Origin of the sequence: Synechococcales cyanobacterium CNB, assembly GCA_030263455.1 — a bacterium.
Taxonomy (GTDB): domain Bacteria; phylum Planctomycetota; class Phycisphaerae; order Phycisphaerales; family UBA1924; genus CAADGN01.
Genome location: SZOZ01000007.1, coordinates 18138 through 32388, shown reverse-complemented (window position 1 = coordinate 32388; position 14251 = coordinate 18138). Strand labels below are relative to the sequence as shown.

At 69.8% G+C, this 14251-nt stretch carries 12 protein-coding genes; 6 read left to right on the top strand and 6 right to left on the bottom strand.

The genetic code is table 11. The features are described from left to right. Nucleotides 1–86 precede the first annotated feature (86 nt). Nucleotides 87–1574 (bottom strand): anthranilate synthase component I family protein, encoded by a 1488-nt coding sequence (locus FBT69_08010; GenBank protein ID MDL1904734.1) that lies wholly within the window; start codon nucleotides 1572–1574, stop codon nucleotides 87–89. A gap of 356 nt (nucleotides 1575–1930) precedes the next feature. Between FBT69_08010 and FBT69_08005 the strand changes: the two genes are divergently transcribed. Further along, nucleotides 1931–4561 carry a pyruvate, phosphate dikinase gene (locus FBT69_08005; protein MDL1904733.1) on the top strand — a complete coding sequence of 877 codons (2631 nt, stop codon included), beginning with the start codon at nucleotides 1931–1933 and terminating at the stop codon, nucleotides 4559–4561. Nucleotides 4562–4585: 24 nt separating this feature from the next. Here the strand turns inward: FBT69_08005 and FBT69_08000 are convergent, their stop codons facing one another. Beyond that, nucleotides 4586–5995: a TlpA family protein disulfide reductase gene (locus tag FBT69_08000; protein MDL1904732.1), complete on the bottom strand. Its 1410-nt coding sequence runs from the start codon at nucleotides 5993–5995 to the stop codon at nucleotides 4586–4588. Between the two features lie 65 nt (nucleotides 5996–6060). Further along, nucleotides 6061–6963 carry an indole-3-glycerol-phosphate synthase gene (locus FBT69_07995; GenBank protein MDL1904731.1) on the bottom strand — a complete coding sequence of 301 codons (903 nt, stop codon included), beginning with the start codon at nucleotides 6961–6963 and terminating at the stop codon, nucleotides 6061–6063. Between the two features lie 121 nt (nucleotides 6964–7084). Between FBT69_07995 and FBT69_07990 the strand changes: the two genes are divergently transcribed. Next, nucleotides 7085–7951 (top strand): CPBP family intramembrane metalloprotease, encoded by an 867-nt coding sequence (locus FBT69_07990; protein MDL1904730.1) that lies wholly within the window; start codon nucleotides 7085–7087, stop codon nucleotides 7949–7951. Between the two features lie 73 nt (nucleotides 7952–8024). Continuing rightward, on the top strand, nucleotides 8025–9092 hold the full coding sequence (trpS, locus tag FBT69_07985) for a tryptophan--tRNA ligase (protein MDL1904729.1): 1068 nt from the start codon (nucleotides 8025–8027) through the stop codon (nucleotides 9090–9092). Between the two features lie 115 nt (nucleotides 9093–9207). On the opposite strand, the gene FBT69_07980 is transcribed toward trpS, so the two are convergent. Then, entirely contained in the window at nucleotides 9208–10260 is a 1053-nt protein-coding gene (locus tag FBT69_07980) for a glycosyltransferase family 2 protein (protein MDL1904728.1), read from the bottom strand. Between the two features lie 150 nt (nucleotides 10261–10410). Between FBT69_07980 and FBT69_07975 the strand changes: the two genes are divergently transcribed. Next, the gene (locus FBT69_07975) at nucleotides 10411–10791 is read left to right on the top strand and encodes a PilZ domain-containing protein (protein ID MDL1904727.1); all 381 of its coding nucleotides are present in this window, start codon (nucleotides 10411–10413) and stop codon (nucleotides 10789–10791) included. A gap of 41 nt (nucleotides 10792–10832) precedes the next feature. Continuing rightward, on the top strand, nucleotides 10833–12068 hold the full coding sequence (gene nadA / locus FBT69_07970) for a quinolinate synthase NadA (protein MDL1904726.1): 1236 nt from the start codon (nucleotides 10833–10835) through the stop codon (nucleotides 12066–12068). 8 nt (nucleotides 12069–12076) lie between these two features. On the opposite strand, the gene FBT69_07965 is transcribed toward nadA, so the two are convergent. Then, nucleotides 12077–12481, bottom strand: a complete 405-nt coding sequence (locus tag FBT69_07965) for an integration host factor subunit beta (protein ID MDL1904725.1) — start codon at nucleotides 12479–12481, stop codon at nucleotides 12077–12079. Nucleotides 12482–12703: 222 nt separating this feature from the next. Beyond that, nucleotides 12704–13564 carry a hypothetical protein gene (locus tag FBT69_07960; protein ID MDL1904724.1) on the bottom strand — a complete coding sequence of 287 codons (861 nt, stop codon included), beginning with the start codon at nucleotides 13562–13564 and terminating at the stop codon, nucleotides 12704–12706. A 79-nt stretch (nucleotides 13565–13643) separates the two neighbouring features. Here FBT69_07960 and FBT69_07955 point away from each other — a divergent pair, with 79 nt between their 5' ends. Next, on the top strand, nucleotides 13644–14117 hold the full coding sequence (locus FBT69_07955) for an aminoacyl-tRNA hydrolase (GenBank protein MDL1904723.1): 474 nt from the start codon (nucleotides 13644–13646) through the stop codon (nucleotides 14115–14117). Nucleotides 14118–14251: the final 134 nt, after the last annotated feature.

Below are 14251 nucleotides of genomic sequence, written 5' to 3'. Positions count from 1 at the left end.
CGCCGAGGCCGCGACCAACGCGAGCGCGGGGGTGCGAGGAGTATCGCACGGCCCGGGCCGGAACGCCAGCGGGTCATCCTGCTGGGTTAGTCCCGGCTTCCCTCGGTGTTTTCGAGTTTGAACACGCCCCGCAGCGGCCCCGCCTTGTCGAGCGTCTCGCGCCACTCGGCTTCGGGGTCGGAATCGGCGACGATGCCCGCGCCGACGGCGTACTCGACGGCGGCATCGATGAAGCGGCCGTGGGCGTCGGCGCGTCCCGCGACCACGGCGGTCCGGATGGCGACGCCGAGCACGGCGCGGCCGGCGTCGTCGATGACGGCGGTCGCCCCGCAGTACGGCCCGCGACGGAAGCCTTCGAGCGAGTCGATGATCCGCATGGCACGCACCTTCGGCGCGCCGGTGACCGACCCCGGCGGGAACGCGGCGGCGAGAAGCCCCCCGAGCGTCATCCCCCCCCTGAGCGTGCCCGAGACCGTGGCGGTGGCCTGCAGGACCCGGGCCGCGCCGGTCGCGTGGCGTTCGATCCGGCGTGGCACGTCGACGCGGATGGAGCCGAACTCGCAGACGCGGCCGAGGTCGTTGCGCATCAGGTCCACGATCATGGCGAGTTCGGCGCGGTCCTTCGGGGCGCGCATGAGTTCGTCGGGGTCGGCGTGGCCGGGGCGCGTGCCCTTCATCGGTCGCGTGACGACACGCCGCGACGCGGGGTCGAACGAGAGAAAGAGTTCGGGGCTGAGCGAGAGGACGGCCCACCGGGTCGGGCCAGCCGCGGACTCGACGTAGACGCCGTGCTCGGGCTGCGCGGTCGCGGCGAGGGAGGCGTAGAGATCGCGTGCCGAGCCTGTAAATCGGCCACGGAGCGCGTGCGCGAGGTTGATCTGGTAGGCGTCGCCTGCGCGGATGTGCTCGAGGGCACGGTCGGCGGCGGCGACATAGGCGGCGCGGCCCGCGACGGATCGGAGCACGCCGAAAGAACCGCCATGATCCGACGGGCCGCCACCGTGAGGGAGCGGCTCTTCGGTCGTGAGCGGACCGCTCCATGACTGTCGCGGCTCGCCGGTGAACCGGTGGAGTTCGATCAAGGGGGGGGTGTCGGAAGGGACCGTGGGGCAGCGGGCCGCGTCCGCGGCGGGTTCGATCAGCCTGCCGAGGTCGTAGGAGAGCCACCCGATCCAGCCTGAGGCGAACGGCTCGGTGAGTTCGGGTTTCGCATGCGCCGTGAGGAGCCGGTCGAGGTCGCGGAGAGGATCATGGATGAAGGCGAGGGGCGCGGGTCGATCGTCTCCAGTCGCGGCGTCGAGCCAGCGGGAGCGAGGGCGGCCGGAGTCGTCGAGCGCAACGCGGAAGGTGGATTCGGCGGCGGCGCGCAGCGTGCCGCGGCAGGGGAGGTTGCACGCGTACACGAGCGGGCGAGCGTCAGGTGCGATCCTCGGCCGTGTCGGTGCGGTTCTGAGAGGCACGGCCGATGATAGAGAGGGTTTGACGGGGTTGTGCGTGGGAGAGAGAGCATGAAGGAGTGGAAGTCGGGGCCTGCAAGGCTCAGCCCCCGAAAGGGAGAGGCGCGGATCATCGATGGTTCACGGGAGTTTTGCGGCCATTGGCCTTCGGTGGTCGGCGCGAACTACACTGTTCGCCCCATCCGGCATGGCGCGAGGGATGGTGAACTCGGACGACGGCGCTTGCGGGATGCTTGTGCCGTGGGCCGGAGGGTTGCCGATACCGCATCGCGGCGTAACCGCCGCTGAGGATGATTCTGACCATGGCGAAGAAGAAGTCGAAGGCGAAAGCCGCCCGTGTCGTCGCGGGCGGGAAGTCAGCGTCCGCACCCCGTTCGATGCCCGCGGCGAAGAAGCACGTCGCCGACCGAGGCCGCGCTCCCGCTCGCGCGGCGGCCCGAAAGCCGTTGCGGCGTGGCGTGAAGGCGGGCAAGATGGTCTACTTCTTCGGCTCGCGGCGCACCGAGGGGAACGCCTCGATGAAGGCGCTGCTGGGTGGCAAGGGGGCGAACCTCGCGGACATGACGTCGATCGGGCTGCCGGTGCCGCCCGGATTCACGATCACCACCGAGACCTGCGCGAAGTACTACGAGCACGGCAAGCGCCTCCCCCACGGCCTGATGAACGAGGTCCACCAGCACGTCGCCCTGCTGGAGCGTGAGACGGGCAAGAAGTTCGGCGACGACGCGAACCCGCTGCTGGTCTCGGTGCGCTCCGGGGCGGCGGTGTCGATGCCCGGCATGATGGACACGATCCTGAACCTGGGCCTGAACGACCAGGCGGTCGAGGGGCTGGCTCGCTCGACGGGGAACCGGCGGTTCGCCTACGACGCCTACCGCCGGCTCATCAACATGTTCGGGGACGTGGTGATGGGCGTGGGGCACGAGCACTTCGAGCGTGCGTTCGACGACGTGAAGCGCCGGCACCAGGTGCGAGAGGACACGGAGGTGCCGGAGGCGGGCATCGTCGAGCTGTGCGTGCTCTACAAGGAGGTCGTGCGTCAGCACACCGGGCACGACTTCCCGCAGAACCCGTTCAAGCAACTGGAACTGGCGATCGAGGCGGTGTTCCGCAGCTGGAACGCGGACCGCGCGATCTCGTACCGTCGGCTCTCGGGCATCACGGGCCTGAAGGGCACGGCCGTCAACGTGCAGGCGATGGTCTTCGGCAACATGGGCGACGACTCGGGCACGGGCGTCGCCTTCACGCGCGATCCGAGCACCGGCCGCAACGTCTTCTACGGCGAGTTCCTGGTGAACGCGCAGGGCGAGGACGTGGTCGCGGGCATCCGCACGCCGCAGCCGGTGGCGCAGATGGCGAAGTGGAACAGGAAGGTCCATGAGCAGTTGCTGAAGATCAAGAACCGGCTTGAGAAGCACTACCGCGAGATGCAGGACATCGAGTTCACGATCGAGCGCGGCACGCTGTACATGCTGCAGACGCGCACCGGAAAGCGCACCGGTGCGGCGGCGGTGAAGATTGCGTGCGACATGGTGAAGGAGGGTCTGATCACCGAGAAGGAGGCGTTGCTGCGGATTCCCGCGGGCGACCTGACGCAGTTGCTGCTGCCGAGTTTCGACCCGAAGGCCAAGGCGATCGCGAAGGTGATCGCGCGCGGGCTGCCGGCGTCGCCCGGGGCGGCGGTTGGCCGCCCGGCCTTCACCGCCGATGAGGCGGTGCAGCGCGCCCGCGCGGGCGAGAGCGTGATCCTGGTGCGCAAGGAGACCAGCCCGGAGGACGTGGACGGGATGCACTCGGCGGCGGGCATCCTGACCAGCACCGGCGGGATGACGAGCCACGCCGCGGTGGTGGCGCGCGGCTGGGGCAAGTGCTGCGTCGCCGGCGCTGGGATGATCCAGATCGACGCCGCCTCGGGCACGTTCACGGTGGGGGGGCAGGTCTACGGCCGGCAGGACCTGATCTCGCTGGACGGTGCGGCGGGGGAGGTGATGGCCGGGGCGGTCTCGACGGTCGAGCCGACGCTCTCGGGCGACTTCGCCAAGGTGATGCGCTGGGCGGACAAGCACAGGACGATGGGCGTTCGCGCGAACGCGGACACGCCCGCGGACGCGGATCGGGCGCGCTCGTTCGGCGCGGAGGGGATCGGGCTGTGCCGGACGGAGCACATGTTCTTCGAGGGCCACCGCATCTCGGCGATGCGCGAGATGATCCTGGCGGAGACGGTGGAGGAGCGCGAGGCCGCGCTGGAGAAACTGCTCCCCTACCAGCGCGACGACTTCATCGGCATCTTCCGTGCGATGAAGGGGCTGCCGGTCACGGTCCGCCTGCTGGACCCCCCGCTCCACGAGTTCCTGCCCAACGACGACAAGTCGCAGGAGGAGATGGCGGCGACGATGCGGGTGCCGGTCTCGAAGGTGCGCGCCCGAGTGAGCCAGCTGCACGAGATGAACCCGATGCTCGGGCACCGCGGGTGCCGGCTCGCCGTCACGTTCCCCGAGGTGCTGCGGATGCAGGTGCGCGCCATCGTCGAAGCGGCCATCGCGTGCGCCCGCGAAAAGGTGCGGGCGGTTCCCGAGATCATGGTGCCGCTCGTGGGCACGCGCCGGGAACTGGACCTGCTCCGCGGCGAGATCGAGGAGACGATCGAGCGGACGCGGGCGGCCGAGGGCTACAGCGGCCGGCTGGACATCCGCATCGGCACGATGATCGAGATCCCGAGGGCGTGCCTGGTCGCCGGCGACGTCGCGGAGGTCGCCGACTTCTTCTCCTTCGGCACCAACGACCTGACGCAGCTGACGTTCGGGTACTCCCGCGACGACTCCAACTCGTTCCTGCCCGACTACCTCCACCGCGACATCCTCGCGCACGACCCCTTCCAGTCCCTCGACCAGACGGGCGTCGGCGAACTCGTCCGCATGGGCACCGAGCGGGGACGCGAGCGGCGCCCCGATCTGAAGGTCGGCGTGTGCGGCGAGCACGGCGGCGACCCGGCCAGCGTCCACTTCTTCCACCGCGTCGGGCTGGATTACGTCTCGTGCTCGCCCTTCCGCGTGCCGATCGCGCGGCTGGCGGCGGCGCAGGCCGCGATCCGCGGCGGGAACTGAGCCGTCACCGGCGCACCGGGGCGATCACTCGGGATCGTGGTCGTCGCGCTCGGGCCGCGTGGTGTCGTTGGTCGGGCGAGGCCGGATTCGCAGCGGCGTTCCCTCGACGGGCCGAGCGGTCGGGCCTGGCGTCTGCCCCGGCCGGGATGCGCCCGGCTGTCCTGGGCGTTCGCCCGCGAGCGCGGCGTCGATGGCCTTGCGCATCTCCTCGAAGATCGAGTCGAACGAACCGTTCTGCGGCCGGCCCGACTCGTACACGATCTCGGACGCCCTCCCGAGCACGATGAACGCCGGGTAGGAGCGCACCTCGTAGAGTTTCGCGACCTCGTCAGCGCCGATGATCTGCGGCCAGTCGTAGCCCGCTTCCGCGGCGTGGCGCACGGCGGCGGCGGCGTCGCGCTCGCGGCACGCCATGCCGACGACCTCGACGCCCTTGTCCTTGTAGTCGCGGTGCAGGTCGATGAGGAGCGGGGCGGCCCGCTTGCAGGGGATACACCACGTTCCCCAGAAGTAGAGCACCGTGACCTTGTCCCGCAGCGCGCTCGGCGACACCGCCTTGCCTTCCGCCGACTTCAGCTCCCACTCCGGGCTGTACCTCGCGGCGGGCGCCGCGCTGGGGGCGGGACGTGCCGCGGGCGGTCTGCGCTCGTCGGGCGCGGGCGCCATCTTGCGCTCGTAGCCCTCGGGGACCGGGATGGTCCAGGTCTGGCCGGCGACGGCGGAGGGATCGGTCGTCGGCGATGAAAACTCGGTGATGATGCTGACGCTGATGCCCGCGCCTCCCGCGATCAGTTCGGCTCTGCGGGGCAGGCCGTCGTTGAGGGCGAAGTGCCATCGCTGCCGGCCGGTCTTGTCGGTGAAGGTGACGACGCCGCACTCGACGCCGTCGGCGACCTCGTGCCTCTCGAACGCCATGTCGGTCGCCGCCAGTGCGTCCGCGAAGGGCCTGGAGGATGCGACCTGCGCGGCAGCGAGCCGGAGGGAATCGCTGACGCGCAGCGGCGTGCTCGACACGCCGCGCGCCGCCACGGGTTGCTCGTAGTAGACGCGGGCTTCGTGGTCGATCCACGCCACGCGCGTGCCGTGCCAGATCGAGTCGAAGCGCACGGGTGTGGCCTGGGCCGTGAGCGAGCCTTCGCCGGTGAGTCGCGTGCGCCACGTCTCCTGCTTGTCGTCGTCGCGCTGCGCGACGAGTTCGCCCTCGGCGCGTCCGAAGTTGTCGGCCAGCCCCGGCGAGCCGGTGGCGTAGGTCTTCAGTCTTGCGGCGAAGATGCCGTGTTCGAGCACGGCGTCCCGCGCCCGTTCGAGCAGCCCCACGACCTCGGGAGGGCGCGAGGCCGCGGGCGCGGCTTCCGGTTCGACGACCTGTCCCGTGGCGGGCCACGCGAAGCAGACGGCCGCAACGAGCACGACAGCGACGCGGAATCGGAGCATGACCGACCTCCCTGGGATTCCCGGCCTCGGATACCGGCATCGTAGGGGCGGGTTCGTGCGGCGGGTCACTCGCGGGCGAGGAGCGTGGCGAGGGCCTTGCCTGGGTCGTCGTGCCGCATCAGGTGCTCGCCGACGAGGACGATCCGCACCCCGGCCCGCCGCAAGCGTGAGAGGTCGTCGGGCGTGCGGATGCCGGACTCACTGACCAGCACCTTCGGATCATCCACGAGGTCCACCAGCCGGAGCGTGTGGTTCAGGTCCACCGCCATCGTGCCGAGGTCGCGGTTGTTGATGCCCAGCAGGCAGTAGGCCCGGTGAGGGAACCCGACGTGCGGGCGGACCCGCAGCAGGTTCTCCATCGAGTGAACTTCCAGGAGGACCGTGAGCTGCAGTTGCTGGGCGAGGATCAGCATGTCCACGATCTGCGACTCGGTCAGGCACTCTGCGATCAGCAGGACGGCGTCCGCGCCGTGGGCGCGGCTCTCCCACAACTGCCAGGGGTCGATGATGAAGTCCTTGCGGAGCACGGGCAGGGGTACGGCGTCCTTGATCCGCTGGATGAAGTCGATCCGCCCGCCGAAGAACTTTTCGTCGGTCAAGCAGGAAATCGCCGATGCGCCGTTCAGGAAATAGGCTTCTGCGATGGCCTCAGGGCGGAATCCATCTCCCTCGTACTCGGGGCGCAGCAGCCCCGCGCTCGGGCTGCGCCGTTTCACTTCAGCGATCACCGCCGTCGGGCTGAACCGTCCCGGCCGGGTCACCGCCGCGAAGAAGTTGCGGGGGGGGTCGGCGGCGGCGACCATCCCCTCGAGTTCGCGCAGCGGGGTCGCCGACATCGCCCGCTCGACCTCGACCCGCTTGTGCGCGACGATCTCGCCCAGCACGCCCGAGGGCTGCCCCGGGAGGTCCTGCCGCGGCACCTCGGAGCCTTCGGGTTGGGTCTCGTCCCGGTCGTTCACGGGGGTCATTGTTGCATGGCTTGGGCTGGCTGTCGCCGCCGGGCCAGCATTCGGGCAATCGGGTGGACGAAAGCAGGGCGAGAGCGGCGGGGGGCTGGACTCGGTCACGGTCTCGGAACTCGTTCGCGTGATGGCGGACTGGCGCGTGGGCCTGCTGGCCGCGGCGTCTGCGCTGGTGCTGGTGATGCTGTGGGCGGGCGACGCGATCCGGCCCGGCTCGCTGCAGCGGTCCGGGGAGCGAGACCTCAAGCCGTTCCCGTGGCCGATCTGGCTCTTCCCAGGGCTGCTCACGTTCGCGGCGCTGGCGCTGACGGCGAGCGCAGCGTCGGCGTGGCCGTGGCTCGTCGGGCCTGAGAGCGGCGCGCTGCGCTACCACGCCGCCGTGCAGGGGGCGACGTACCTCATCGGGGGGATCGTCGCGCTGGGCCTTGTCTACATGATGGCCCACGCCGCGCCCAACGCCGGCCTCAGGCCGCTGTGGAGCGACCTGCCGATCGGCATGGGCCTGTACGTGCTCGCGCTGCCGCTCGTGCTCCTGAGCGGGGAACTGGCGGTTCGGATGCACGCGAGCATCGGGGGCGCGCTGCCCGCCGACGGCGTGGCGCACCCGACCCTCGCCCTGATGCTCCAGGGCGCACAGGGGGGGGGATCGGCATGGGTGTGGGCGCTGATCGCCGCGGCCGTCGTCGGCGCGCCGCTGGTCGAGGAGATGATTTACCGCGTGTTCCTGCAGTCCTCGATCTCGCGCGCAACGGGCCTGCCGTGGGTCGGCATCCTCGCGGCCGCGGTCGTCTTCGCCGTGGCTCACGCCGTCGGCCCCGCGGAGCAGCGCGTCCCGTGGTATGCCGCGGTCCCGATCGGCGTGCTGGGCCTCGCCTGCGGGCTGGCCTACGAGCGCACCAAGCGTCTGCTGGTCCCGATCACCATGCACGCCTGCTTCAACGCCATGAACGTGGCGATGGCCATGTGGGCGACGGGGACGCAGTCGGGTTCCTAAGGCGTGCCTTCCACGATTCACAACGCTCAGACCCAGCGCCTCAAGCCTTGTGGCTCTACTACACTCTTCCCCCATGACGCTGCCCCGCATCCTCACCGGCGACACGCCTACCGGGCGGCTTCACCTCGGCCACTGGGTCGGCTCGCTCGAAAACCGCGTGCGGCTCCAGCAGGACCACGAGTGCTACTTCCTGCTCGCCAACATGCACGCCTTCACCACGCGCGCTCACAAGAGCGCGGACATACGCCGCGACACCATCGAGATCGTCAAGGACTGGCTGGCGGCGGGGATCGACCCCGAGCGCTCGACGATCGTGCTCCAGACCGAGGTGCCGGCCATCGCCGAACTCACCTGGTTCTTCGCCATGCTCCTGCCTTTCAACCGCGTGATGCGCAACCCCACGCTCAAGACCGAGATCGAGACCAAGGAACTCGGCGACACCTACTCCTTCGGCTTCCCCATGTACGCCGTCGGCCAGTGCGCCGACATTCTCGCCTTCCGCCCCGCCCATGTCCCCGTGGGCGAGGACCAGGTCGCGCACATCGAGATGTGCCGCGAGGTCGCGCGCCGCTTCGACCAGGTGTACTGCGGCGTGGACCCGCAGGCGGAGGACGCGGACTACGAGCGGCTCGGCGGGGTCTTCCCCATCCCGGCAGCGCTCGTCGGTCGCGTCGGGCGGCTCGTGGGGACGGACGGGAAGAACAAGATGTCCAAGAGCCTGAATAACGCGATCTTCCTGAGCGACACGCCCAAGAGAGTGAAGACGCGCGTCGGGGAAATCTTCACCGGTCGCCAGAGCATGACCGAGCCGGGCGACGTGAACAACGCGCTCTTCGAGTACGTGCGGGCGTTCATCAAGGACGAGGAGCGCGTGAAGGAACTCGAGCGCCGCTACGCCACCGGCGACAACATCGGTGACGGGCACGTGAAGGCTGAGGTTGCGGAAGCGATCAACGCGCTGCTCGAACCGATGCGGGCACGCCGGGCCGAGTACGAGAAGCCCGGCGGGGATGACGTGATCCTCGACGTCATCCGGCGCGGCACGCGCCGAGCGAACGAGGTCGCCGAGGAAACGCTCGCGATGGCCAAGAAGGCCATGAACCTTGACTTCGGACCGCGCCGCGACCTGCTGCCGACGTAGCGGACGGCCGCGATCGAACACGAAGGGCGCGAAGAAGGCGACGGGGAATAGCAGGTCTTGGGAAGGCCCGCCCCCGATGCGTGTCGAGGCGCACCGCCGTCCGATACTGCGTCACTCAGCCACTTCTTTGCGACGCATCCTCGGCCGCCGCAGCTAGCAGCCCTTTCCGCCAGTGCCAGCGCTTCAGCAGCAGGTGCTGCTCGTAGGCGAGGCGCACGAGCGACTCGGTGTGCGGCCCTGAAACGGCGTCCGCGGGCAGGCCGGCCAGCGAGCGGAACGACGCTTCCAGTCGCTCGGCCGTCGCCCTCTCGCGGCGCACGAACTCGCGCGAGTACTCGACTTCCTCCCCGTTTGTCACGTCGCGTCCGAACATGGCCCTCGCGCATTCAGGCGCAGCCCTTGCGAAGCCCCATGCCGCGTGCCCCAGCCGGAACTCCCGCCGCAGGTAGTCGTCAGGCTCCATCCTGTGATCGTGGACGGCGGCGGCCTCGGGCCTGTAGAGCACGCGGGTGCCGAATCGCTGTCCGAGCCGCCACGCGAGTTCGTCGTCCTCGTAGCCGTAGGTGTCGGGGAACACCGAGAGTCCACCCGCTTCGCGCACGAGCGACGCTGGGGCCGAGAGGTTCAGCATCCAGGCGTGACGGAATCCCCAGTCGTGGTCTCGCCCGACCTCGCCCGTGCGCACCATCGCGTCCATGCGGTCGTAGAAGAAGATCATCGAGGTTTCGCGGATCAGGCGGTCGAACAGGCGATCAGGCTCGTGGACGCGCCACGGCGCTGCGCCGACCACGAGCGCGGTCCGTCCCGGTTCGTTCGCCTCGCGCTGAGCCGCGAGGTGCGCCGCGAGCAGTCCTGCGTCCGGCACAACGTCGTCGTTGAGGAACACGATGGTTTCGCCGCACGCCCGCGCCAGCAGCGCATTGCGCACTGCCGCCTGGCCTCCTCGTGGCAGGGGCACGACAGCCAGCCGATCGGATCGATCGGCCGGCCAGGCGTCCCGCAGCGCAGTGCGCACCGCCTCGGCAGCCCGCTCGTCTCGCGTCCCGCCGTCGATACCGACGAGCGTCTCGAACCGTTCGGCGTCGAGGGTCTGCCGCGCGAGCGCGCGCAGGCACGCGGCCAGTTTGTCCGGCCTGCCGTGGGTCGGGATGACGACGCTCATCTCCACCGGGCCTGTTCTCCTGGTCGTGTTCGCAAGGTCCGGTTCTGCTTATCGGCCGAAAACGGGTGAAGCCTTGCCGGGTGTGCGGCGAAGTGGCCCGGCGTTCTGTCCGATAGGCGATGGAGAGGGGCACCCGCCCCCGGAACGGAGCGATCCATGGCCGAGACCGAATCCCCGCGCACCAGCCTCGAACGAGCAGGCCCGCCCGTGGAGGTGAAGGCGAGCGACCGAAGGCGGCACCCGAGGTACGCGGTGACGCGGCCGTGCAAGTTGATCCACCGGGACAGCCGGCGTTTCGTGCTCGCGGGCACGTACGACCTCTCCGCGGGAGGAGCGAAACTGCTGGTCGAGTCGCCGCGCCCGTTCCTGCCCGGTGACGCGGTGGACGTCGCGATCGGCTGGGGCGGCGAGATCGTGCTCGCGCGTCAGCGGATGGTCGGTGCGCGGGTCGTGCGAGCGGAAGCGGGCTTCGACGGCCGCCAGCGCATCGCCATCGAGTTCGACAGCGCACAGTCCGTCGGGGCGGCAGCGGCCTGAAATCGGCCCTCGGCCTCCTATAGTTGTAGTGGGAGGCCGCGATGCTCTGGCAGCCGTCGCTCAGCGACCACTATCTTCGAATGGCGCCGGACGAGTTGGCCCGGCAGATCGACGATCGCCGTGCGCACCTCGGGGATTCGCTGGTCATCCTCGGGCACCACTACCAGACGGACGACGTGATCCGCCACGCGGATTTCACGGGCGATTCGCTCAAACTCAGCCAGATCGCGGCCCGCGTCGCGGGCGAGCGACCGGTGCGCCACGTTGTGTTCTGCGGCGTTCACTTCATGGCCGAGACCGCCGACATGCTCACGCCCGAGCACGTCGAGGTGATCCTGCCCGACCTGTCTGCCGGCTGTTCGATGGCGGACATGGCGGACTACGACGACGTCTGCGAGGCGTGGGACATGATCCACGCCGCGCTGGGCGATCAGGGCTGGCGCGGTCGGATCATCCCCGTAACCTACGTGAACTCATCGGCAGCGATCAAGGCGTTCGTCGGGGAGCGCGGCGGGGCGTGCTGCACCAGTTCCAACGCAGACCGCGTCTTCGAGTGGGCGCTGGCGGGTGGCGACGAGCCGGGCGCGGGGGACGAGGTGAAGGTGCTGTTCCTGCCCGACCAGCACTTGGGGCGCAACACGGCCGCCAAGTTCGGCGTGGACGTGGCGACCGAGTCGTGCCTCTACGACCCGCGGCAGACCCGGCAGGGGCACCCGCTCGGCGGGGCTTCGCCCGGCGCCCTGCTGGATGCTCGCGTGATCCTCTGGGCGGGGCACTGCTCGGTCCACAAGCTGTTCCGCCCCGAGCACTGCGACGAAATCCGGGCCGAGAACGAACGCCGCCGGGAGCGCGGCGAGGAGCCGGTGCGCATCCTGGTGCATCCTGAGTGCTGCAAGGAGGTCGTGGACCGGGCGGACCTTGCCGGCTCGACGGAGTTCATCATTGAGACGATCCGTCGTGCCCCGCGCGGCAGCCGTTGGGCCGTGGGCACGGAGGTGCACCTGGTCGGGCGCCTCTCGCGTGAGGCCGCGGCGCGCGGGGTCGAGGTGCGCATCCTCTCCGACTGCCAGTGCCTGTGCACCACGATGTACCGCATCGACGAGCCGCACCTGCTCTGGACGCTGGACAATCTGTGCGGGATTGGCACGCCGCGCGGCGAGCCGCGGAGCATGAACGTGATCCGCGTGCACCCCGAGGTGCGTGCGCATGCGCTGACCGCGCTGGAGCGGATGCTCCGCCTGGCGGGCGTGAAGCCTGTGGCCAGTTGCGTGGATTGACCGGGCGATCAGCCCTTGGGCGCGCGTCCGTCGTCGGAGGAAGCGATGCGCCCGCCGCCCGTGCGGACGTGCACTTCCGCCTTTCGGGCGCGCTTGCCGGCCGGGCGGACCTCGACGATGCGGGCGTTGCCGTTCTCGATGCTGTCGCGCATCAGTCGGCCGGGCTTGAATCGGACGGTGGGGCGACCCGGCACTTGCACGGGCTGGAGAGTCTTTGGGTTCTGGGCGGTTCGCGGGGCGCGCTGCCGGACCTCGAAGACGCCGAAGTCTCGGAACTCGATGCGGTTGCCCGCGGCGAGGTCACCGCCGATCTGTTCGAGGAACTCCTGCACGATGCGCTTGACCGCCGCGCGCTTCTCGCCCGTTCGGGCGGTGATGCGGTCGATCAGGTCTTTCTTGGTGATGGTTTTCATCGCCGCCCGCTCCCCCTGCGCGTTCCGTTCGGCGTGTCGGCCGACGGGAGCGTCCTCACCACCCGTGCAGCGGGCCTCGTCCCCCGACGAGTGAGTCTCCGTTCACGGGGCATCCTGACTCTTCCGGGGCAGAGTGTCGCACATCGGCAGCGTGCGGTCAACACCGGCGTTCGGGACCGGCCCCGCAGGCCGCCGGAAGGGGGTCCGCAAGGGGTTTGTTGCTCAGAATCGGAGGACGGCCCCGGCATAGAGACCCGCGACGCTCCCGCGCCACTCGAACCGCTCCGGTGCGTCCCCGTCTTCCAGGCCGACGACGAGTTGCCGGTAGCCCACCTGCACCCCGAGGTTCTCGACCGGCCGCCAGGTGAACCCCACGCCGATGTCCGCGGACCATGAGGACTGGTCGCCCCAGCCGAACGCGCCGCCCGCGCCAACGACGTCAATCGTGAAGCGCTCGTTGATGTCGAGTTCCCACCGCAGCCCGACGATCGGCTCGGCGAACAGGCGGTCGGCGGAGACCGATACGCCGTCCGGCGCCTGCAATGACGCGTCGAAATCCACGTCGTGGAAGCGCGCGCCCGCGAACCCGATGAGACGTGAGCGCAGTTGCACACCGCCGTTTTCCGTTGTGCCCCGCTCCGCGGTCAAAAACTCGTACCCGCCGGTTGTGTCGAACGTGACGTAGTCCATCGAGAGGTCGAGCACGTCGCCCGCGTCGAAAGCGATCGGTCCGAGTTGGCCCGGTCCATCGGCGGCGAAATCGCGCCCGCCGGAGGACAACGCGAGCGCGGAGAACGAGATCCGCCATGGGCCGCGCTTCAGGTGGAGTTCGCCGAAGGGGCTGGCCCGAGGGCTGTCCAGGTTCAGATCCCCGAAGTCCAGTTTCTGGCCGTTCCCCGAGGCTTCCGTGCCCGGCAGGCGAAGGTCGCCTGAGGCGCCGACGAACCAGACCGCCGGCTCAAAGCGAACCGTCCAAGAGTCCTTGCCGCCGAGGGGGGTCTCGTTCTGGCCGACGGCCTGGGCAGAAGCAGCAACGGCACTGACGAGGGCAACGAGCAGCGAGGGCAGACGGGGGGTGGTCATGGCGGTTTCCGGCGTCTCAGGAGCCGGGAGCGTAGCGTGCCCTTCCGTCCCTGACGATGAGAGCCGATGAGAGCACGGGATGGCCGACCACCCTACCCACGACAACGCGGGGGACGAGCCTGCCGAGGCCGCGAACCTTGTGCGCCTTGCGCCGGGGGTCGCAGTGCGGCCGGACGCCTTGCGGTTCACGTTCGTGTCCAGTTCCGGCCCCGGGGGCCAGAACGTGAACAAGCGGGCCACCCGTGCGGTTTTGCGCGTGCGACTCGACGACCTGCCGCTGCCGCCGGGCGCACGGGGCAGGCTTCGGCGTCTTGGGGCGCGCCACTTGGCGGATGAGAAGGGGGAACTGGTCATCGCCGCGGACGAGTACCGGTCGCAGTCCCGCAACCGGGCGGCGTGCGTGGAACGCCTGGCCGACCTCGTGGAGCGGTCGCTGCACGCCCCCAAGCCGCGCCGGGCGACGAAGCCGACGAAAGGGTCGGTCGAGCGCAGGATCGCGGCGAAGAAACGCCGGGGGGAAACGAAGCGAACACGCCGGCGAACCGACGAATAGGCCGATGTGCGGCTGGCGGTTCGGTCGCTTAGAATCGTTCCATACTGTTGGTGAAGGAAAAACCGCGAACTTCGTGCCACCGAGATCGACTCTGCGATCTCGGTGCGATGCTTGTACGACGAGCACGCAACGCA